Source organism: Mesorhizobium sp. P3_B5, from assembly GCF_056402815.1.
This window is the reverse complement of record NZ_JBFUGR010000019.1, coordinates 16,294-37,321: the sequence shown is the minus strand read 5'-3', so window position 1 is coordinate 37,321 and position 21,028 is coordinate 16,294. Positions and strand designations below refer to the sequence as shown.

Genomic DNA, 21,028 nt, shown 5'->3' with positions numbered 1-21,028 from the left:
GTTTGGCCGCTCACGCCGACCGAACTGGATCGAGCGTCACCTTGTAGAGCTCATTGTCGTCGCGATCCATCAGCCGCACCGTCAATTGCTCGCTGGCGCCGTTGATGTCGACCAGGCCGAAGAACTGCAGGCCGGCTGACGGCGGCAGGTTCTGGCCCTGCTCGGCGGTCGGCGCCTTGATGAATTTCAGCTCCGGACCAAACGTCATGTCGAAACCGTTCGGACCGAACGTGCCGGCATGGATCGGACCCGAGACGAATTCCCAGAACGGATTGAAATCCTGGAACTGCGCCTTGTCGGGGTTGTAGTAGTGCGCCGCCGTGTAGTGTACGTCGGCGGTCAGCCAGACGGTGTTGCTGATGCCGGCATTCTTGATGTAGCGCAGCAGATCGGCAATCTCGAGCTCGCGGCCCTTTGGCAGGCCGTTGTCGCCATTGCTGACCGCCTCGGCCCCAACCTTCTTGGCGCCATCGTTCCAGACGACGAGGCCGAGCGGCATGTCGGCGGCGATGATCTTCCAGGTCGCGTTGGAGTTTGCCAGTTCGCGCTTCAGCCATTTCGTCTGCTGTTCGCCCAGCATGCGCGATTCCGGCGTCATCGTATCCTGCGTGTCCGGGCCGTTGGGGCCGCGATAGGACCGCATGTCGAGGAAGAACACGTCGAGCAGCGGCCCATAGGCGATCTTGCGGTAGACGCGGCCGGGCTCGGACGGCTCGTAGCGGATCGTCGTCATCTCGTGGAAGGCGCGCGCCGCGCGCGCGGCCAGCACATGGATGGATTTTTCCGAGTAGCGGTCGTCGGCGGTCAGGTCCTTCGAATCCGACCAGTTGTTGACCACCTCATGGTCGTCCCACTGGTAGAAGGTCGGGCAGATGGCGCTCAAGCCCAGCACGTTCTTGTCCATCATGTTGTATTTCCACTGGTCGCGGTATTCGTCCAGCGTCTGCGCAACCTTGCGCTTGCCGTCGATGAGCACGACGTTCTTCCACTTGCCGCCGCCGGGCAGGTCGACCTCGTCCTTCATGACGCCGTCGGCATAGATGGTGTCGCCGGAATGCAGGAAGAAGTCGGGCGTGTGCTTGCCGATCGTGGCGTAGGTCTTCATGCCGGTCTCGTCGATGCCCCAGCCCTGTCCCGCGGTATCGCCCGACCAGGCGAACTTGATGTCGCGCTTGGAAGCCGGCGCCGTGCGGAAGCGCCCGACGATCGGCTCGGACACGACATTGATGTCGGCGAGATCGGCAGCGACCATGCGGTAAAAGATGTCCTGGTCGGAGGCGAGGTCGGTGAGCAGCCGCTTCACCGTGTAATCGCTGGCCGGCGAGGTATCGAGCGGCGCCAGGCGGGTGGCGTTGGCGAAATTCTCGGTCGACGACACTTCGAACATGACCCGCGATGGGCGATCGGTGCGCGTCCACACCATGCCGGAGGTGGCGTCGACATCGCCCGACTGGATGCCATGGGTGAAGGCCGGCCGCTGGCTGGCGCGCGAATAGTAGGGCAAAGCGAGGCCCGATGCGCCGAGCAGACCGGCCGCACTCGCTGATGTGACGAAAGCGCGGCGGGTCAACGAGATCTTGTTCATGGCTGTCTCCTGATGGCTTGAACGTCCGCCACCAGCGTCCAGCCTCAATGTTTCAGCCGCATCTCGGAAAGATGAAGTTTTGATAACAACCAACAGACAGCAACGCCCGCGAAGGCGTTTCGAGATTCAGGTCAGGCCGAGCCGAAAATGGTTGATCCCGAGAACCGGAGCGGAGCGTACTTTTCGTACGTGAGCACCGGAAGCGCAGGGATCAGCCATTTGCAGGCCGGCCTCACCTGAATATCGATACGCCTTAGGCCGCTTGCGGTTCCGGGTCGAAAGCCGGCCGGCTCGTGTTGATCAGCAGCGACAGACACGCCGCCACAATCGCGGTCATGCCGGCGATCAGGAAGGCCAGTTCGTAATTGCCCTGCAGCTCACGCATGGTGCCGCCGAAGAAGGCCGCGGAGGCCGCCCCGATCTGGTGGCCGGCGACGATCCAGCCGAACACGATCGGCCCGCTGCGGTCGCCGAACGCCTCATTGGCGAGCCTCAGCGTCGGCGGCACGGTGGCGATCCAGTCAAGACCGTAGAGCACGGCAAAGATGATCAGGCTGGTTGCCGAGAAGCCGGAATAGGGCAGATAGATCAGCGACAGGCCACGAATGCCATAGTAGACGCCGAGCAGCTTGCGTGGATCGAAACGGTCGGTGAGCCAACCCGACAGCGTCGTGCCGATCAGGTCGAAAATGCCCATCATCGACAACAGGCCGGCGGCCTGCACCTCGCCGATGCCCATATCGCCGCAGAACGCGATCAGATGCGTGCCGACCAGCCCGTTGGTGGTGAAGCCGCAGACGAAGAAGGTGGCAAACAGGTACCAGAAGACGCGGGTGCTCGCAGCACGGCGCAGCGTGTTGAGCGTATGGGCGAGGAAATTGCCTTGCGATGCCGGTGGAACCGGCGGCACGTCGTCGAGCTCGGCGCCGTAGCGCACCATGCCGATCGAGGCCGGCCGCTCCGGCACCAGCAGCCAGACCAGCGGCAGCAGGCAGGCAGTGGCGACGGAAATCGCGATGGCGACCGGCTTCCAGCCGCCCGACTGGGCAAGTGCGGCCAGCAGCGGCAGGAACACCAGCAGGCCGGTGGCGCTGGAGGCCGACATCAGCCCCATCACCAAGCCGCGATTGGTCTTGAACCAGCGGTTGACGATGGTGGCGCCAAGCACCGTGGCGACCGCGCCGGAACCGATGCCGGAAAATACGCCCCAGGTGATGAGCAGATGCCATGGCTTGGTCATCAGCAGGCTGAGCGCCGTCGATGCCGACATCACCATGAGCGAGGCAAGCAGCGTGCGGCGCAAGCCGATCCGCTCCATCAGTGCCGCGGCGAACGGCCCGGTCATACCGTAGAGGAAGATGCCGACTGCAGCGGCCAGCGAAACCACATCGCGACGCCAGCCAAAACTCTCTTCCAGCGGCAGCATCATGACGGCAGGCGCCGAACGAAGCCCCGCCGCGATCAGCAGGCAGAGGAAGATGACGCCGACCACGACGAAAGCGTAGCGCTGGCCAAAGGGACGGGATTGAGCTATCATGTTACTGACCGGTACGTTGCAGTTAAGACAAAGGTATACGTACCGATCGGTAACACGTCAATCGAGTCATGCCATGCCAACGGACAAAAATATTGAACTGACCATCAGCGACGATCATGCATCGTCTCCGCCGAAGGCTGCCAAGAAGATCCTCGACGTGGCGTACGACCTGTTTTACCGGCGCGGCATCAGGGCGATCGGCGTCGACGAAATCGTCAAGCGCGCCGGCGTCACCAAGCCCAGCCTTTACCGCAGCTTTCCGTCCAAGGATGAGCTGGCCGCTTCTTATCTCAGGCAATACGACCTCGAATTCTGGGGCCGCTTCGACGAGGCGGTGGACGCCCATCCCGGCGACCCGCGCGCGCAGATCAAGGCTTTCCTGACCCGTGTCGGCAAGCGCACGCAAAGACCCGACTATCGTGGCTGCGGCATGACCAACGCGGCGGTGGAGTATCCCGAGCACGGCCACCCGGCACGCGTGGTGAGCGAGGCCAACAAGCAGGAATTGCGCCGCCGCTTGCGCGCCATGGCGACCGCGATGGGCGCCGACGATGCCGACACGCTCGGCGACGGGCTGCTGCTTCTGATCGAAGGCGCCTATATCAGCGGCCAGCTGTTCGGGCTCGGCGGCCCGGCGCAATCGGTGGCGCGAAATGCCGACCTGCTGATTGAGGCAAGCTTGAAGAAATAGCGTTTGACGATACGCTGTGGCGAAAAGGGGTTGTCCGCCATGCGTGCTCTTCTGATTCCATTTGCCCTCGCCGGCCTCTGCCAGGCGGCACATGCCGATGGCATTTCCAGCGCCTACACTGATCTCGACTGGAAGAAGGACTGCGTCACCTATGCGCAGGCCGAGGAAGGCGACGGCGACTGGGCCGAGCTCGCCTGTGCGGGCTATCGCGGCTATCCCGTGCTGGTCGCCTATGACGATGCCCGTGAATCGCTTTTTTATGGTTTCCCGCCCGGCGGCGACATGACGACGGTCTGGGAGAGTTTTTCCGGCTTCAACTCATCCCAAGGTCGAGTGGCGCATCGAGACCAAGGGCGATGTTGCCGTGCCCTTCGCCACCATCCACCGTCGCTCGATCAGCAATCCCGAGGACGAGAACAAGCCGACCGAAGTGCTGCTCGTCGCCAAGGTCGCCCAGATCGACGCGCGCGACGGCTGTACGGTCGGCCTGGTGCTGGCCACCGGCAATCCCGCCGCCAACGACCAGGCGCGCAAGCTGGCCGACGAAAAGGCAAAGACCTTCGCCTGCGGCAAGGACAAGCACACCGTCATCGGCAACGTGCCGGCCTTTGGTAGGGTGGATAATTAGGAACGCTGAAGATTAGCGGAGGCACCCAGAACTTCGTCATCCTCGGGCTTGACCCGAGGATCCATGGCGCGACCTCAACGTCACCGCAACGGTGCAGAATTCTGTTCCGCCGTGCCCTTCGGCAAGTGTCACGGCATGGATACCAGGGTCTCCGCGACGACGCTTCGCGGCTGCTGCGCCCTAGTATGACGAAGCTAAGGGGCTTCGCCATACCCACCTAGGCAGTGCAAGGCGAAGGGTCAGCAGAGGCCAGCGTCGCCTACTTAGCCGCCTTGGCCCGCGCGATCGCGTCGACGATCATCTTCTTGGCATATTTGGAATCGTGCCAGCCTTCGATCTTGACCCATTTGCCGGGCTCGAGATCCTTGTAGTGCTCGAAGAAGTGCTGCACCTGCTGGCGGGTGATGTCAGGCAGCTGCGTGTATTCGGTGACGTTTTCGTAGCGCAGCGTCAGCTTGGGCGAAGGCACCGCGATGACCTTCTCGTCCTGGCCGGCATTGTCTTCCATCACCAGCACGCCGATCGGCCGCACATTGATGACGCAGCCCGGCACCAGCGCGCGCGTGTTGCAGACCAGAACGTCGATCGGGTCGCCGTCGCCCGACAGCGTGTGCGGCACGAAGCCGTAATTACCGGGATAGCGCATCGAGGTGTGCAGGAAGCGGTCGACGAACAGCGTGCCGGCTTCCTTGTCCATCTCGTACTTGATCGGCTCGCCGCCGATCGGCACTTCGATAATGACGTTGATGTCTTCCGGCGGATTCTTTCCGATGGCGATGGCTTCAATGCGCATGGCTTTGTCCCTCTTTTGATGGGAGATCGATAGCGGGCGCTGCCGCGCGGCGCAATGCGGCGAATGGTGCTGGGCACGATCGCAAGTCGGAAGTGGCAGGAAAGCCGGGGATTATTCCCAGACGAAGGCGACCTTCTTAAGCGCCTTCTGCTCGAAGATCTCGACCCCTTCGGCGACATCACGGCCGCCGGCGCCGGCATAGAAGTCGAGCGCGTTCTGGTTGTCTTCCAGCGCCCACACCACCATGCCTTTCAGCCCGTGGTCGGCGAGCCGCGCGCGGGCCGCCTTGAAAAGCCGGCTGCCGAGCCCGATGCCCTGATACTCAGGGCGCATATAAAGCTCGTAAATCTCGCCCTGCTGCCTGAGTTCGCGGGCGCGGTTCTTGCCGATCGTGGCGTAGCCGGCAATCTTGCCGCCAATTTCGACGACCAGCACGGTGGCGGCGCGGCGAATGGCGTTCGCCCACCAGTCGGCGCCACGGCGGTTGATCATCGATGTCAGCGTACGGTGCGGAATGATGCCGGAATAGGCGCCGTTCCAGGCCTGCTGGTGTACGTCGGCGATGGCGCCAGCGTCGCGCGGCTCGGCTTTCCTGATATCGATGCTCAGCGTATTCATGATTTGTTAACCATAAACCCGCATCGGCCATTTGCAAGAGTCCGCTAAGCCGGCTCGCGCGCTTTCGCACAGGCGATCGAGATCCAGGAAGAGCCTGTCCGAAAACGCGCTCTGCCGAGGCGGATGGGATGGTGTTCGAGAACCGAAGCGCAGCGGACTTTTTGGTCCGTGAGCATCGGAAGCGCAGAAAATCGCGTCAGGCGTCCGGCAGAGGTGCGCTTACGGGCAGGCTCTCAGATTTCGACCAGGTGATCGTCGAGCTCATTGGCGTCGGCAGCCGAAACCGGGAAATGCTCGGCCAGCACGACACCGACCGATTCGATCGCCTTGACGAAGCCGTCGGCTAGGCGATCGTCGCCGGCATGCGCGGTCAGGTCACGGATGACACCGTCCCAGACATCCTGGCCAACCATGGCATTGATGCCGCTGTCGGCAACCACTTCAGCATAGCGCTCGGCGATCGAGACGAACACCAGCACGCCGGTGCGCGCCGTGGTACGGTGGACATTGCGCGCCAGGAACTGCTTGACCGCATTGGTATGCGCCGCCTGGTATCGCAGCCGCCTCGGCACCAGATGAATGCGCAAGCCGGGCAGCGCCCACAGCAACGCAAGCACCGAGGCCAATGCAAGAAGCTCGGCGATGACGAAATGCGGCACACGGATCGACAGCCACCAGGCTTCCAGCCCGTAGCCGACTGCAAGGCTGACGATGAGCATGCCAAGCGTCGCCATGAAGGCGGCCGGGAAGAAATAGCCGTCGCTGGCATGCGCCACGACGCAGTAGATCTCGCCGTCGGTTTTTGATTCGGCGACTCTGATCGCGGTGGCGATGCGCTCATGATCTTGCGGGCTGATCGGTCGTGTTGCCATGATCTGTCTCACCAGCTCCCTGAAGAACCACCGCCGCCGGACGAGCCGCCGCCGCCTGAAAACCCGCCGCCGCTGCTCGAGCCTGACGACCAGCTGCTGCCCGAACTTCCTGATGACCAGCCACTGCCCGACGACCAGCCGCTGCCTGACGACGAACCCGATGTCCATCGGCTGCCCGAGGACGACCCGCTCCGCCCCTGGCCGTAACGAAACGTCATGCCCAGCCATTTGTACACGCCCGGCGACAGCTTGGTGCCGAAAATTGGCGGCAGGAACGCCATCGCTAACCCGCCGAAGAACATCGTCGCCCACAGGATCAGGAACACCGCGAAGATGGGATCGAGCGGCGTGCTGTCGTCGGCCGGGTTGCGCTTGCCGCGCGCCTCCAGCTCCTCCGGATTGCCTTCCAGCACCATGACCATGTCGTCGACGGCCTTGCTGATGCCGGCGGAAAAATCGCCGGCACGGAAGGCCGGCACCATATCGTTTTCGATGATCAGCTTGGTGTGCAGGTCGGTCAGCGTGCCTTCCAGCCCGTAGCCGACCTCGATGCGCATCTTGCGGTCGTTCTTGGCCACCAACAAAAGCACGCCATTGTTTTCGCCGCCCTGGCCGAGCTTCCAGAAACGGAACAGCCGGTTGGCATAGGGCTCGATCTCTTCGCCATCGAGGCTGGATATGGTCGCCACGACGATCTGGTCGGAACCCTTTTTCTCGAAATCGGCGAGCTTCTGCGTCAGCGCCGCCTCGGTCGTGGCATCGATGATGTTGGCATTGTCGACGACACGACCGGTGAGAGCAGGCAGGTCGGCGGCAAAGGCCGAAAACAGCATTGCGACCATCGCCAACAAGGCGATGCCGATGATCGCTGCGAAGCGGTCGGATACTGGCCGATTGAAGGGTCCAGCTGTCATGCCCTACCAGCTCCCCGAGGAGCCGCCGCCACCGGACGAACCCCCACCCCCCGAAAAACCACCACCGCTTGAGCCCGACGACCATCCGCCGCCGCCCGAAGACCAGCCGCCGCTGGACGATCGCTTGTGTGGCTCGAAAGTCATGCCCAGCCAGCGATAGCGGCCAGGCCCCAGCTTCTGGCCAAAAATCGGCGGCAGAATGGAGGCCGCCATGCTGCCGAAGAAGATGATCGCCCAGATGCTGATGAAGACGGCGAAGAACAGATCGTCGGTGTTGATGGGCGGCTGCTGGTTGCGCTCGCCGCGTGCCTCCAGCTCCTCCGGATTGCCTTCCAGCACCATCACCATGTCGTCGACGGCTTTGCTGATACCGCCCGAGAAATCGCCGGCGCGGAAGGCCGGCACCATGTCGTTCTCGATGATCAGCTTGGTGTGCAGGTCGGTCAGCGTACCTTCCAGCCCATAACCGACCTCGATGCGCATCTTGCGGTCGTTCGGCGCGACCAGCAGCAGGACACCGTTGTTCTCCTTTGCCTGGCCGAGTTTCCAGAAGCGAAACAGCCGGTTGGCGTAGGGTTCGATCTCCTCGCCGTCGAGACTGGGGATGGTCGCCACGACGATTTGGTCGGAGCCTTTGGTCTCGAAGTCGGCAAGCTTCTGGGTCAGCGCCGCCTTGGTGCCGGCATCGATGATGCCGGCATTGTCGACGACGCGGCCGGTTAGGGCGGGCAGATCCGCCGCGAGAGCCGCGAAGCCAATGAGCAAGACCGCCATGGCCAACAAGGCGGCGCCTGTCAGGGTGACGAAATGGCGGTGCCGCGAGGGGCTGATGATGTATGCGGTCATGTCGTCACCTGCTGCCTTCCAGCACCATGACCATATCGTCAACGGCTTTGGAAATGCCGCCGGAGAAATCGCCGGCGCGGAAGGCCGGCACCATGTCGTTTTCGATGATGCGTTTGCAGTGCGGATTGGTGAGCGTGCCTTCCAGCCCATAGCCGACCTCGATGCGCATCTTGCGATCGTTCAGCGCCACCAGCAACAGCACGCCGTTGTTCTCCTTCGCCCGGCCGAGTTTCCACAAACGGAACAGCCGGGTGGCATAGGGTTCGATCTCCTCGCCATCGAGGCTGGGGATCGTGGCGACGACGATCTGGTCGGAGCTCTTTGTCTCAAAGTCGGCGAGCTTGCGGGTGAGTGCTGCCTCGGTCACGGCATCGATGATGCCGGCATTGTCGACGACGCGACCGGTGAGGGCGGGGAGATCGGCGGCGAAGGCGGTGAGGGGAAGGAAAAGGATAAGAAGTGCAAACGCGATAACGCGAATGCGGTGCCGCCCCTCATCGGCCTGCAAAATCACGACAGATGGTCCCTGGCTATCACCCGCCCTGCTTCGTCCCGAAATCGACCTTCGGCGGCTGCATCTTGTCTTCATCGACGGTGAAGTTGGCGAACGGCTCGTTGCTGCGGAACCAGAAGGTTGCCCACAGCACCGAGGGGAAGGTCTTCAGCGTCAGATTGTAATCCTTGACCGCCAGGATGTAGTCGCGCCTTGCCACCGCGATGCGATTCTCGGTGCCTTCGAGTTGCGCCTGCAGCGCCAGGAAATTCTGGTTGGCCTTCAGGTCGGGATAGGCCTCGGACACCGCGATCAGCCGCGACAGCGCGCTCGTCAACCCCGCCTGGGCATCCTGGAACTTCTTGAGGGCTTCGGGATCCTTCAGTGTTTCCGGCGTCACCGTTATCTGCGTCGCCTTGGCGCGCGCTTCGACCACCGCGTCGAGCGTGTCCTTCTCATGCGCGGCATAGCCCTTGACCGTCTCGACCAGGTTGGGGATCAGGTCGGAGCGGCGCTGGTACTGGTTCAGCACCTCGCTCCACGCTGCCTTGGCGTTCTCCTCCGCCGTCGGGATGGTGTTGTAACCGCAGCCGGCAAGCAGCGGCAGCACGACGGCCATCATCAGGAAAGCGGGCAAGGTCCGGAAGGAAAGGCGTTGGGCAAGCATGGTGTGGTCCCTCGGTAGAAGTTGCATGCGAAGCATTAGCACAATCTGCCGCCAAGAAAATGACCCCCAAGCGGGCTGTCCCTGGCTCGTCTCATCCGCTCGCGAGCCCCTGTGATTGACCGCGCGAACACGCTAAGCTCGTGGTCAAACAGGACAGCATCATGGCGGAGCGCCACGACAATGACAGCGAATCGCGCCGCATTATCGAGCGCGTGGCGCGCGAGACCGACCCGGGCGGCACCTCGTTCATCGCACGGACCGCGAAGGGCGCACGCGATCACGTCACCGCGGCGGACGCCGATCGGTCGGACCCGATCGAGGTCTGGGGCACCCGCATTGGCAGGGTGCTCGGGCTCCTCATCGCCATCGGCCTGTTGATCTGGCTCGTGTTCTACATCACCCAGGGCAGCTAGGAATTCCATGAACACCGAAAAACCCGACGCGCCGCGCGCGGTCATCGTCATTTCCAGCCATGTCGCTCGCGGTTCGGTCGGCAACCGCGCCGCCGTCTTTGCACTAGAGACGCTCGGCTTTCCGGTATGGGCGGTGCCGACCGTCATCCTGCCCTGGCATCCCGGCCATGGCAGGGCGACGCGCATCGTGCCGCCGCTGGACCAATTCAAAGCGCTGATGGCCGACCTCGAGCGCGCGCCGTGGCTGGGCGAGGTCGGCGCCGTGCTGTCGGGCTATCTCGGCGAGGCCGGCCAGGCCGACGCCGTCGCCTCGCTGGTGTCAGCGGTCAAGGCCAGGACGCCGGACGCCATCTACATCTGCGATCCGGTGATGGGCGATTCGGGCGGGCTGTACGTGCCTGAACCGACGGCCGCCGCCTTGCGCGACCGGCTGATGCCGATCGCCGACATCGCCACGCCCAACCGCTACGAGCTGGAATGGATGGCCGGCGCGCCGCTGCCTGACCTGAAATCGGCGATGGCGGCCGCCCTGCATGCCGGGCCGTCGACCATGCTCGTCACTTCGGCGCCGGCGATGATGGCCGGCGGCACCGGCAATCTGCTGATCAACGGCAGCCACGCGCTGCTGGCCGAACATCGCCTCATCGACAAGCCGCCGAACGGGCTCGGCGACCTGACGGCGGCCGTCTATCTCGCCCGCATCCTGTCCGGGCAACCGGCGGTCAAGGCGCTGCAATCGACCACGGCGGCGGTCTACGAGATTCTGGCGCGCACGGCCAAACGCGGCGGCGACGAACTGCAGCTCGAAACCGATGCCCAGAGCCTTTCGCACCCGATGGCGATGGTACAGCTTCGCCACCTCCTGCATCCGGGGCGAGACAAGAGGGCGTGACTTTTATCGGCGTCGACGGCTGCAAGGCCGGCTGGATCGCCGTCCGCCGCGATCCGGATGCATCACCGTCGGTCGCCGTTTTTCCGAGCTTTGCTGCGATGCTCGACGCACTACCCGCCGATGCGACGGTGGCCGTCGACATGCCGATCGGCCTGCCTGATTTCTCACAAAAAGGCGGGCGCGGACCGGAGGCGCTGGTGCGGCCCTTGCTCGGCGACAGGCAATCCAGCGTCTTTTCGATTCCGTCCCGCGCGGCGCTCTATGCCGACACCAGTGACTTCACCACCATCGAGGCCTGGTATGCGGCGCACCGCCGGGCCAGCGAGGTGGCCAAGGCCACATCCGATCCACCGCGGGGCGCTTCGATCCAGGCCTTTGGTATCTTTGCCAAGATCCGCGAAATCGACTCGCTGCTGATCGCGCGCCCCGAATTGCGCCGCCGTGTCTTCGAATCGCATCCGGAAGTCGCCTTCTGCCGGCTGAACGGCGAACAGGCAATGTCCTTGCCGAAGAAGATCAAAGGCGCCGTCAATCCGGCCGGTATGGAAGAGCGCAAGGCGTTGCTCTGCCGGCATGGCTATGAAAAAGCCTTTCTTGACCAGGCGCCGCCGCGCGGTGCCGCCGCCGACGATTTTCTCGACGCGGCCGTGATGATGCTGATCGCCGGGCGCATCGCCAAGGGCGAAGCAAAGCCGTTCCCGGACCCGCCGCTCGCCGACCGTTTCGGCATTCCGGTCGCCATCTGGGCATGAGCAGCATGCGTCCAATGCGAGCCGAGCCTTGCGTCCTGCATGGCACTTGCGACCCGGCCCTTCGCAATTCGGCATTGCTCGCGGCACCGTTTTGCCGTTAGAGCCATTCTAAACTGAAAACGAGCTGCCGCCTCCAACCCGGAAAGGCTCCCGCCCCGCCCATGCCCCATCTTCCCGATCACCTTCTCGCCGGCTATCGCAATTTCATGAGCGGCCGCTATCTCACCGAGAGCGGACGCTACCGCGCGCTGGCCCGCGAAGGCCAGGCCCCGGAAACCATGATCGTTGCCTGCTGCGACTCCCGCGCGGCGCCCGAAGCGATCTTCGACGCCGGGCCGGGTGAACTGTTCGTGCTGCGCAATGTCGGCAATCTGGTGCCGCCCTATGCGCCCGACGGCCAGTTCCACTCGACCTCGGCCGCACTCGAATTCGCCGTGCAGAGCCTCAAGGTCAAGAACATCGTCGTCATGGGCCATGGCCGCTGCGGCGGCATCCGCGCCGCGCTCGACACCACCTCGGCCCCTTTGTCGCCCGGCGACTTCATCGGCAAATGGATGAGCCTGATCGCTCCGGCGGCCGAAACCGTGTCCTCCAGCACCTTGATGACCGCGACCGAGCGCCAGACCGCGCTGGAGCGCATTTCGATCCGCTATTCGATCGCCAATCTCCGGACCTTTCCTTGCGTCTCCATCCTCGAGGGTAAGGGGCGTCTGTCCCTGCACGGCGCCTGGTTCGACATCTCGACCGGTGAGCTTTGGGTGATGAACAAGGAGACCGGTGACTTCGAGCGGCCGGAACTCTCATAGGAGGCGGCCCATGACGCGGAATTGCCGGTCGATCGCGTTCGCCATTGCCGCGCTGCTGTTTTCGATCGTCTGCGCCCGCGCCGATGAAGGCGCGATCATCGACCGCTGGTATTCGGCGCTGCTGGTCGCCGACCGCACCGAATTGTCGGACCTGCTTGCCGATGACGTCCAGATCAAGCTCGACGACCTCGGTGTCGTCCAGAACAAACAGGAATTCATCGCTTCCATCGACGACTGGCAAACCGCCGTCACCGGAGCGGCGATCCGGCACCGGATCGAGAAAACCGAGGCCGGCGTCACCTCGGTGATCGCCTGCTATGATTTCCCCAGCAATGACATGCTAATGCAGGAGACCTTCGCCATATCAGGCAACCGCATCACCGCCAGCTCGCAAGCCGCGCTCGCCGAAAGCTGCGAAGGCTACTGACGAAAACCTGACTGGTTGCGGTGTTGCGCGCAGCGAACCAGCGCCCTACATCGGTGATATCCCGCCTCGCCCCCTTACTGCCAATCAGCGAAAGATACCCATGCCGTCCACAAAAGCAGTCGACCTCGCCGCTCATCCACTGACCGCATGGCAAGGGCCGCTCGGCCTGCCCGATTTCTCCCGCATCGGCGACGATGATTTTGCGCCCGTCTTCGACGCCGCGCTGAAGGCGCATGAGGCCGAGATCGAAGCGATATCGGCCAACGCCGAGACGCCGACCATCGACAACACGCTGGCCGCGCTGGAGCTTGGCGGCGAGGCGCTCGACCGTGTCTCGTCGATCTTCTGGTGCCGGGCCGGCGCCCACACCAATGAAGCGATCCAGGCGCTGGAGCGAGACATCTCGCCAAAGATGTCCAGGCATTTCTCGGCGATCTCGATGAACGAAAGGCTGTTTGCCCGCATCAACGATCTCTACCAGCGGCGCGATTCCCTGAAGCTCGATGCCGAAACACTGCGGGTGCTGGAAAAGACCTGGAAAGGCTTTGTCCGTTCCGGCGCCAAGCTCGACGCCGACGGCAAGAAGCGGCTGGCGACTATCAGCGAAGAGCTGTCCTCGCTCGGCACGACCTTCGGCCAGAACGTGCTCGCCGACGAGCGCGACTGGGCGCTTTTCCTAGACGAGGCCGATCTTGCCGGCCTGCCGGATTTTGTGAAGAGCTCGATGGCCGAGGCTGCCGAGATGCGCGGCCAGAAGGGCCGTTACGCCGTCACTTTGTCGCGCTCGATCTATGAGCCGTTCTCGACCTTCTCCGAACGCCGCGACCTGCGCGAGATCGCCTTCCGCGCTTTCACCATGCGCGGCCAGAATGGCGGCGTCACCGACAACACCGCTGTGGTGCGCGACATGCTGAGGCTGCGCGCCGAGAAGGCAAAGCTGCTCGGTTACGCGTCCTTCGCTGCCCTGAAGCTCGACGACACGATGGCCAAGACGCCTAAGGCGGTACACGCGCTGCTCGATCCGGTCTGGGAAAAGGCGTTGGAAAAGGCTGCCGCCGACCAGACCGAACTGCAGAGGCTGGCGCTTGCTGCCGGCAGCAACGAACAATTCGCCGCCTGGGACTGGCGCTTCTATCAGGAGAAACTGCGCGCCGAGAAATTCGCCTTCGACGAGGCGGAGCTGAAACCCTATTTGCAGCTCGAGCGCATCATCGACGCCTGCTTCGATGTGGCGACCAAATTGTTCGGCATCACCTTTGAGGAGAAGAAAGGCATTGCCGCCTGGCATCCAGACGCGCGCGTGTTCGTGGTGAAAAATGCCGATGGCAGCGAGCGCGGCCTGTTCCTCGCCGACTATTTCGCCCGACCCTCAAAACGCTCGGGCGCCTGGATGAGCGCGCTGCAATCCGGCTATCATCTCGGCCACGGTTCGAAGCCGGTGATCTACAACATCATGAATTTCGCCAAGCCGCCGCTGGGCGAGCCGGCGCTGTTGTCAGTCGACGAAGCCAAGACCCTGTTCCATGAATTCGGCCACGCGCTGCACGGCATGCTGACCGACGTCACCTGGCCGTCGGTCGCCGGCACCTCGGTCAGCCGCGACTTCGTCGAACTGCCCTCGCAGCTCTACGAGCATTGGCTGACCGTGCCGGCGGTGCTGGAAAAGCACGCGCTGCACGTCAACACCGGCAAGCCGATGCCAAAAGCGCTACTCGACAAGATGCTGGCCGCGCGCACTTTCGGCGCCGGCTTCGCCACCGTCGAATTCACCGCCTCGGCGCTGATCGACATGGCCTATCACGCGCGGCCTAACGGCCCGGAAGAGCCGCTTCGTTTCGAAGCCGAAACGCTCGACAAGCTCGATATGCCCGACACCATCGCCATGCGCCATCGAACCCCGCATTTCGGCCACGTCTTTTCCGGTGACGGCTATTCGGCCGGCTACTATTCCTACATGTGGTCGGAAGTGCTCGATGCCGACGCCTTCGCCGCGTTCGAGGAGACCGGGGACCCCTTCAACCCGGCGCTGGCCGAGCGGCTGCGCAAGAACATCTACGCCGCCGGTGGTTCGAAGGATCCGGAAGAGCTCTACACGGCGTTCCGCGGCAAGATGCCGTCGCCGGAAGCGATGATGGTGAAGCGCGGGCTGGTGTAGCGCCGCGTAATCTCCCCGCTCGAGGGGGAGATGGCCGCGAAGCGGCCAGAGGGCGTCGGTCCGACCGGGCGCGACCTGCCGCGGCAGAAGAAGGGTTGGCACTCCACGCGAGGCGACCCCCTCTGTCGCCTTCGGCGACATCTCTCCCTCAAGGGGGGAGATTTGCTGCGTCACACCTTCCAAGGATCCGCTACCCGCGGCCAGATCGGCCGCGTCAGCTTCGTATAATTGGTCACCGCAGGATCGCTCGGATACGAACTCGGCGCCGAGACATAGATGATCTCGGAAGCGATCGGCGCGAAGCCGGCGTAGAAGTGATTGGTCGACTTCACCAGCAGGATGTCCTTGGCCAGCGGATCGACGCCGATGTTGGAAAAAATGTCCGGCTCGAAGGTCTGCGTGCGGTTGGTGTTGAGGATGATGTCGACCTCGGTGCCTTCGATGCGCACCAGCGCCGTCGGCCCGAGCGTCACGCGGCTCGGCCCAAAGCTCTGCCAGCCCTCTGCAACGGTCATCACCACCCGCACGCGGGCGTCGATCGGTTCGCCCGCCAGCGGTCCGGCCTTGCCGCCAAAGCGCAAATCGATGACGGCGCCCTCGCCGGCGGCCTGACAGAAGGTCACGGCGATCGGATCCCAGATCGTCGCCACGCCGATATTGTTCAGGCCACGTTCCAGCATGGCGCGCAGCACGACGGTGCCGTCGCCAGCCACGCCGCCGCCTGGATTGTCCCAGATGTCGGCGATGACCACCGGCCTGGCCGGATTTTGCAGACGCACGGCCAGCGCGCGCTCGATGCCGTCACTGGTGTTCAGCATGGTCATCGCCGTCTCTTTGCGCATGGCGTAAAGCTCGCGCCCCAGTCTTTCCGCCAGCGCGTCGCCCTTGGCCTTGTCATTGTCGGTGACGACCAGGATGCGCGTGCCGACTTCCGCGACGTCGGCGGCCATGAAGCCATGGATGACCGAGACCGACAGCACGCCATCCTTGCCGTGCAAGGCTTTGATGCGGTCGACGAAGGAGCGCATTGGCTCGCGGCTGGTCGGCAGCACCTGGATCATGCGGCAGTCGAAGGTCGAGATGACGGGCTTGATCTCACCGCGCGCAGCGGCCAGGCCAAGCTCGACGACATGCTCGCCGCGTTCGTAGAAATCGGTGTGCGGGAATTCGAGGAAATAGGCGAGGATATTTGAGGCGGCGACGCGCTTCGGCGTCAAATGGCTGTGCGGGTCGAGTTCGGCCGCGATCACCACATCCGGGCCGACCATGGTGCGGACGCGTTCGAGCAAATCGCCTTCGCAATCGTCATAGCCTTGCGCCACCATGGCGCCATGCAGGCCGAGGATGACCGCATCGACCGGCAATGCCGCCTGCAACTGGCCAAGGATTTCGTCGCGCAGCGCCTCAAAAGTCTGCCGCTGCACCAGGCCGCCCGGCTCGGCCCAGGTGGCGGTGCCCTCGATGACGGTGAGCCCTCCTTGTGCCGCGCGCTTGCGCAAGGCGACGATCGGCGAGGAGCACAAGGTCGGCGTTTCCGGATGCTTGCCAGGCCCGGCATAGAAGGCCATGTCGAACGAGGCCCGGTCGGTCGGCACCGGCGAAAATGTGTTGGTTTCCGTCGCCAGCGACGCGGTGAAGATGCGCATGAAAGCTCCGTAGTGAAGAACGGTTATTTGACGGCCCCAAGCGCCAGTCCCCTGACGAGATAGCGCTGCAGCCAGATGAACAAGATCGCCACCGGCAAGGTCGCCAGCAGCGTCGCGGCCATGACATGGTGCCACTCGATCGTGTAGCGGCCGGCAACGAGCGAAAACACCTGGATCGGCAGCGTGTAGCTCTCCTGGCTGCGCAGCATGGTGAGCGCGACGACGAACTCGTTCCAGGCATTGATGAAGGTGAAGATGGCGGTGACCGCGATCGCCGGCAGGCAGAGCGGCAGGAACACTTTGCGCAAGGTCAGCCAGCGGCCGGCGCCTTCCATCCAGGCGGCTTCCTCGAGATCGCGCGGGATGGTGTCGAAATAGCTCTGCAGCATCCACACGGTGAAGGCGACGTTGAAGGCCATGTAGATGACGCCGAGCGCGGTGGTGCTCTCGATCAACCCCCAGGCGGCCATCAGCCGGAACAGGCCGAGCACCAGCACGATCGGCGAGATCATCTGCGAGACCAGCAGGAACTGGCGGAAGGCGCCATAGCCGGCAAAGCGAAAGCGCGACATGGCATAGGCAGCCGGCACCGAGATCAGGATGGCGCCGACAGTGGCGATGACCGAGACATAGAGCGAATTGGCGAGCGCCTGGCCAAAGCCCGTGGCTACCCACATGTCGGAAAAGTTCGACCAGTGGAATTCGCTCGGCCACCAGGTCGGCGACAGCACTTCCTGCCTCGGCTTGACGGCGGTCAGGAACATCACGGCGAAGGGAAAGATCGTCACCACGATCAGCGGCGCCAGCAGCAACCAGGCAATGATCGAACGCTTCAGCTTGCCGTTCTTCATGTGCGCTGCTCCCGCATCGCCAGCCTGACATAGATCATGGTGAAGACCAGCAATATGGCGAACATCAGCAACGACACCGCCGAGGCCTCTCCGAGCTTGCCGATGCGAAAAGCCAGTTTGTAGAGGTGGGTGACCAGGATGTCGGTCGAGTTGGCCGGGCCGCCTTGCGTCATCACCCAGATGATCGGGAAGGAATTGAAGACGTAGATGGTGTTGAGCACGATGGCGATGTTGATGAACGGCTTCAGCAGCGGAAAGGTGATCTCGCGAAACTGCTGCCATGGCGTCGCCCCTTCAAGGGCCGCCGCCTCGTAGAGATCGTCCGATATCGACGACAGGCCGCCGAGAAAGATCGTCGTTGTGAACGGCACCGTCACCAATATGCCGATCAGCACCTGCATCGGAAAAGCCGTCTCGGCGCGCGCCAGCCATTGGATATTCTCACGGATCAGGCCGAGCCCGATAAGCGCCGAGTTCAGCATACCGCTCTCGCCGTTCAGCGCCCAGCGCCAGACCACCGCCGTCATCGTCAGCGACACCGCCCAGGGCAGCATGATGATGACGCGGGCCAGCCCCCGGCCATAGAAATCGGTGTTGAGGATCATCGCCACCGGGATGGACACCAGCTGCGCGCCGCCGACGACCAGAACGGTCCACAGGCCGGTGCGCCAAAGTGCTGCCAGAAAATCGGGATCGGCGAGGAAGGCGGAGTAGTTGGCAAAGTTGTTGAAATCGCGCAGCTGGCCGAAGCGGCTGACATCGTGGGTCGAGATCTGGATCAGGTCCCAGACCGGCCAGAAGATGACGATCGCCGCCAGCAACAGGCTGGGCAAGGTCAGGAGATAGGGCAAGAAGCGATTTTGCATCGGCCGGCTTGTACCGTGTTGGATGTGATGCTGGCGTGCCAGCTCGGATCAATCTTGCATATCGGTCTAGAGCAGCGCTTCAGGATTTGGATTTCCTGTGGAGGGCCTTTCCTCTCCCCCGTCGATCGGGGGAGAGGTGTCGAGCGAAGCTCGACCCGACCCTTGGAGGCGATGCTTGCGCTAAGTTCCTATGCCGTTCACAGCGGTTGCCGGGTGTTTCCCCCACTCCGTCTCGGCTTCGCCGAGCCACCTCTCCCCCCGCCGGAGGGAGAGGAAAGGAGGTGGCGCGCCCCGATTGAGGGCGGAGCGCGCCGGGCGTCGGGAGAAAACGCCCTATTTCTTCAGCACGGCGTTGGCCTTATCAGCCGCTTCCTTCAAGCCTGCCTCGGGATCGCCGCCAAGATAGATCTTCTGCATGGCATCCGACGTGATCTGCGCGATCTCTTCCCAACCCGGGATGACCGGTGCGAAGCGGGCATCGGGCAGCAGCGCGGTGAACGCCGCCAGATCGGCATTGTTGACGTAGTAGTCCATCTTGGCCTCTTCCTTGTTCACCGGCAGGAAGCCTTCGCCTTGCGTGAACTTGGCGCGCTGCTCCTTGGTGAACAGGAAGTCGAGCAGTTTCCAGGCCTCGTCCTTGTTCTTCGAATTCTTGAACATGATGATGGAATCGGTGACGCCATAGGTGCCGCGCGCGCCGCTCGGCCCGGCGGGAATGGCGGCCACGCCGTATTTCAGGTTCGGCGCCTCGTCCTTGATCTGGTTGGACAGGAAGGGCGCCGTGATCATCATGCCGACCTTGCCCTGCTTGAACAGGTTCTGCACGTCCTCACGGTTGTTGGAGGTGACGCCGGGCTCGGTCAGGCCTTCATCGATCATCGACTTGTAGAGCTTGGCCGCTTCGAGTGCGCCGGGCGTGCTCAACCCGGACGTGCCGTCCTTGTTGAGGATCTCGGTGCCCTGCGACCACATCGCATAGTAGTAATAGACGTCGGTCTCGATCTCCTTGCCCTGCAGGCCGAAGCCGAACGTGCCGGAGCCGAGCGCCTTGATCTTGCGGGCGTCTTCCTGCAGCTCGGTCCAGGTCGCCGGCGGCTGGGCGATACCGGCTTTCTCGAACAGTTCCTTGTTGTAGTACATGGCCCGCGCCGACGCCGCGATCGGCAAGCCATAGGTCTTGCCCTGCATGATCGAGGGCGACAGAAAGGTGTCGATGAAGCGGTCCTTGAAGTCCGGCTTGATGTAGCCGTCGAGCGGCTCGGCAACATCCTGCTGGACGAAATCGATCAGCCAGCGCGTGCCGATGATCGACAGATCCGCATTGGTGCCGGCGGTGATGTCGGTGGTCAGCTTCTGCAGCAGCACATCCCACGGCACCACTTCGAACTTGACCGTGATGCCCGGGTTGGCCGCCTCGAATTCCTTCTTGACGCTTTCGAAATAGGGGCCCGTTTTGGCGCTATATTCGGCGACGGTGACGCGCACTTCGCCGGCATCTGCCTGCGCCGCCAGCGCCAGCATGCTCATTCCGGCCAGTAGGCCGGCAGTCCAGTTTGCAAGCTTCATCTCATCTCTCTCCCATTTGATTTGCGCATAGCGCTCTGCGCCATTCGGCGGCACAAGCTTTATGTGACTTTCCTACATTATCCATCATTTGTCGGTTCGCAAGCGGATTATTCTGTTGCTTAATTACATTTCTTAAAATAGCGTTTTGCCGATTGGCCCATGCATGTCGCCCAAAAAATACGCTACGATTTTGGGACAGCGACATGCTTTCACAAAGACCTGGGAGGGCAGCGCACGGTGGTTTCGAGAGCCGAATTCGAAGGCAAGACGGTCGTGGTGACTGGCGCGGGCGGTGGCCTCGGCTCGGCGATCGTGACGCTGATGGCCGAGCGCGGCGCGCGGATCGTCGGCTGCGACCAGTCGAGCGAGGCGTTGGCCAGCCCGCACATTGCCTCGCGCCACGTCTTCAACCTTCTCGACCAGGCTACGATAGCGGCGGCGATAGCGGCGATCCTGGACAAGGATGGCGTCCCCGACATCCTGATCAACAATGCCGGTTGGACGCGCGCCGAGACGCTGCCGGCGCTGACCGCAGCCAAGATTGAGCATGAGCTGGACCTGAACCTGACCGGGGTGATGACTTTCGCCGATCCGTTGGTCAAGGCGATGGCCAAGAACGGCGCGGGCAGCGTCGTCTTCATCTCCTCGGTCAACGCCATCGCCCATTTCGGCAACCCCGCCTATGCCGCGGCCAAGGCCGGCATCAACGCCTATGCAAAATCGATTGCTGTGGAACTCGGCCGCAGCGGCCTGCGCGCCAATGTCGTCTGCCCCGGTTCGATCCGCACCGCAGCCTGGGACCACCGCCTGGCCAAGGACCCCGAGATCCTCGGCAAGCTGCAACGGCTCTACCCGCTTGGCCGCATCGTCAACGCTTCCGAGGTCGCCGAAGCGGTGGCCTTCCTTGCATCCGAGCGCGCATCGGGCATAACAGGCGTGGTGATGCCGGTGGATGCCGGACTGACCGCCGGCTGCCTGCCATTCATCGACGACATATTGGGGGCGTGAGC

General features: G+C 63.3%; 20 protein-coding genes and 2 pseudogenes. 9 read left to right on the top strand and 13 right to left on the bottom strand.

The window, feature by feature from the left end; genetic code table 11:
• Positions 1 to 10 precede the first annotated feature (10 nt).
• The gene (locus AC1DVW_RS27615; RefSeq protein ID WP_477327312.1) at positions 11 to 1,585 is read right to left on the bottom strand and encodes an alkaline phosphatase D family protein; all 1,575 of its coding nucleotides are present in this window, start codon (positions 1,583 to 1,585) and stop codon (positions 11 to 13) included.
• A gap of 253 nt (positions 1,586 to 1,838) precedes the next feature.
• On the bottom strand, positions 1,839 to 3,122 hold the full coding sequence (locus AC1DVW_RS27610; protein WP_477327310.1) for an MFS transporter: 1,284 nt from the start codon (positions 3,120 to 3,122) through the stop codon (positions 1,839 to 1,841).
• 73 nt (positions 3,123 to 3,195) lie between these two features.
• Here AC1DVW_RS27610 and AC1DVW_RS27605 point away from each other — a divergent pair, with 73 nt between their 5' ends.
• Together AC1DVW_RS27605 and AC1DVW_RS27600 are read left to right on the top strand one after the other, a co-directional pair.
• Positions 3,196 to 3,813, top strand: a complete 618-nt coding sequence (locus tag AC1DVW_RS27605) for a TetR/AcrR family transcriptional regulator (RefSeq protein ID WP_477327308.1) — start codon at positions 3,196 to 3,198, stop codon at positions 3,811 to 3,813.
• 39 nt (positions 3,814 to 3,852) lie between these two features.
• Positions 3,853 to 4,441: pseudogene (locus tag AC1DVW_RS27600) on the top strand (hypothetical protein).
• 259 nt (positions 4,442 to 4,700) lie between these two features.
• Here AC1DVW_RS27600 and ppa read toward each other — a convergent pair.
• From ppa to AC1DVW_RS27565, 7 genes and pseudogenes are all read right to left on the bottom strand, one after another.
• A complete protein-coding gene (ppa, locus tag AC1DVW_RS27595; protein WP_027031765.1) occupies positions 4,701 to 5,234 on the bottom strand; it encodes an inorganic diphosphatase in 534 nt (177 codons plus the stop codon).
• Between the two features lie 111 nt (positions 5,235 to 5,345).
• The gene (locus AC1DVW_RS27590; protein WP_477270479.1) at positions 5,346 to 5,852 is read right to left on the bottom strand and encodes an N-acetyltransferase family protein; all 507 of its coding nucleotides are present in this window, start codon (positions 5,850 to 5,852) and stop codon (positions 5,346 to 5,348) included.
• A 233-nt stretch (positions 5,853 to 6,085) separates the two neighbouring features.
• Positions 6,086 to 6,724 (bottom strand): TPM domain-containing protein, encoded by a 639-nt coding sequence (locus AC1DVW_RS27585; protein ID WP_477327306.1) that lies wholly within the window; start codon positions 6,722 to 6,724, stop codon positions 6,086 to 6,088.
• Between the two features lie 8 nt (positions 6,725 to 6,732).
• Positions 6,733 to 7,638 (bottom strand): TPM domain-containing protein, encoded by a 906-nt coding sequence (locus AC1DVW_RS27580; protein WP_477327304.1) that lies wholly within the window; start codon positions 7,636 to 7,638, stop codon positions 6,733 to 6,735.
• A gap of 3 nt (positions 7,639 to 7,641) precedes the next feature.
• On the bottom strand, positions 7,642 to 8,412 hold the full coding sequence (locus AC1DVW_RS27575) for a TPM domain-containing protein (RefSeq protein WP_477327344.1): 771 nt from the start codon (positions 8,410 to 8,412) through the stop codon (positions 7,642 to 7,644).
• 82 nt (positions 8,413 to 8,494) lie between these two features.
• Positions 8,495 to 9,073 (bottom strand): annotated as a pseudogene (locus AC1DVW_RS27570) (TPM domain-containing protein); the annotation flags it as partial.
• A complete protein-coding gene (locus tag AC1DVW_RS27565) occupies positions 9,018 to 9,644 on the bottom strand; it encodes a LemA family protein (RefSeq protein ID WP_477248822.1) in 627 nt (208 codons plus the stop codon). The gene AC1DVW_RS27565 and the pseudogene AC1DVW_RS27570, both read right to left, overlap by 56 nt.
• Positions 9,645 to 9,805: 161 nt before the next feature.
• On the opposite strand from AC1DVW_RS27565, the gene AC1DVW_RS27560 reads away from it, so the two are divergent.
• The 6 genes from AC1DVW_RS27560 to AC1DVW_RS27535 all read left to right on the top strand — a co-directional run bounded on the left by AC1DVW_RS27560 (position 9,806) and on the right by AC1DVW_RS27535 (position 15,089).
• Positions 9,806 to 10,057: a hypothetical protein gene (locus AC1DVW_RS27560; protein WP_477270473.1), complete on the top strand. Its 252-nt coding sequence runs from the start codon at positions 9,806 to 9,808 to the stop codon at positions 10,055 to 10,057.
• A 7-nt stretch (positions 10,058 to 10,064) separates the two neighbouring features.
• Positions 10,065 to 10,949: a pyridoxal kinase PdxY gene (gene pdxY / locus AC1DVW_RS27555; protein WP_477327302.1), complete on the top strand. Its 885-nt coding sequence runs from the start codon at positions 10,065 to 10,067 to the stop codon at positions 10,947 to 10,949.
• Entirely contained in the window at positions 10,946 to 11,701 is a 756-nt protein-coding gene (locus AC1DVW_RS27550; RefSeq protein WP_477327300.1) for a DUF429 domain-containing protein, read from the top strand. Before pdxY ends, AC1DVW_RS27550 begins: the two co-directional genes overlap by 4 nt.
• A 161-nt stretch (positions 11,702 to 11,862) precedes the next feature.
• Complete coding sequence (locus tag AC1DVW_RS27545; protein ID WP_477327298.1) at positions 11,863 to 12,507, top strand: carbonic anhydrase; 645 nt, start codon at positions 11,863 to 11,865, stop codon at positions 12,505 to 12,507.
• A gap of 10 nt (positions 12,508 to 12,517) precedes the next feature.
• Positions 12,518 to 12,934 (top strand): nuclear transport factor 2 family protein, encoded by a 417-nt coding sequence (locus AC1DVW_RS27540; protein WP_477327296.1) that lies wholly within the window; start codon positions 12,518 to 12,520, stop codon positions 12,932 to 12,934.
• Between the two features lie 100 nt (positions 12,935 to 13,034).
• The gene (locus AC1DVW_RS27535) at positions 13,035 to 15,089 is read left to right on the top strand and encodes a M3 family metallopeptidase (protein WP_477327294.1); all 2,055 of its coding nucleotides are present in this window, start codon (positions 13,035 to 13,037) and stop codon (positions 15,087 to 15,089) included.
• Positions 15,090 to 15,259: 170 nt separating this feature from the next.
• Here AC1DVW_RS27535 and AC1DVW_RS27530 read toward each other — a convergent pair whose 3' ends face one another.
• The 4 genes from AC1DVW_RS27530 to AC1DVW_RS27515 all read right to left on the bottom strand — a co-directional run bounded on the left by AC1DVW_RS27530 (position 15,260) and on the right by AC1DVW_RS27515 (position 20,018).
• Positions 15,260 to 16,735, bottom strand: coding sequence for a M81 family metallopeptidase (locus AC1DVW_RS27530; RefSeq protein WP_477327292.1), 1,476 nt, complete (start codon positions 16,733 to 16,735; stop codon positions 15,260 to 15,262).
• Positions 16,736 to 16,758: 23 nt separating this feature from the next.
• Positions 16,759 to 17,586: a carbohydrate ABC transporter permease gene (locus AC1DVW_RS27525; protein ID WP_477327290.1), complete on the bottom strand. Its 828-nt coding sequence runs from the start codon at positions 17,584 to 17,586 to the stop codon at positions 16,759 to 16,761.
• Complete coding sequence (locus AC1DVW_RS27520; RefSeq protein ID WP_477327288.1) at positions 17,583 to 18,452, bottom strand: carbohydrate ABC transporter permease; 870 nt, start codon at positions 18,450 to 18,452, stop codon at positions 17,583 to 17,585. Before AC1DVW_RS27520 ends, AC1DVW_RS27525 begins: the two co-directional genes overlap by 4 nt.
• 333 nt (positions 18,453 to 18,785) lie before the next feature.
• Positions 18,786 to 20,018, bottom strand: coding sequence for an ABC transporter substrate-binding protein (locus AC1DVW_RS27515; RefSeq protein ID WP_477327286.1), 1,233 nt, complete (start codon positions 20,016 to 20,018; stop codon positions 18,786 to 18,788).
• 237 nt (positions 20,019 to 20,255) lie between these two features.
• On the opposite strand from AC1DVW_RS27515, the gene AC1DVW_RS27510 reads away from it, so the two are divergent.
• Entirely contained in the window at positions 20,256 to 21,026 is a 771-nt protein-coding gene (locus AC1DVW_RS27510; protein ID WP_477327284.1) for an SDR family NAD(P)-dependent oxidoreductase, read from the top strand.
• The last annotated feature ends 2 nt before the right edge of the window (positions 21,027 to 21,028 follow it).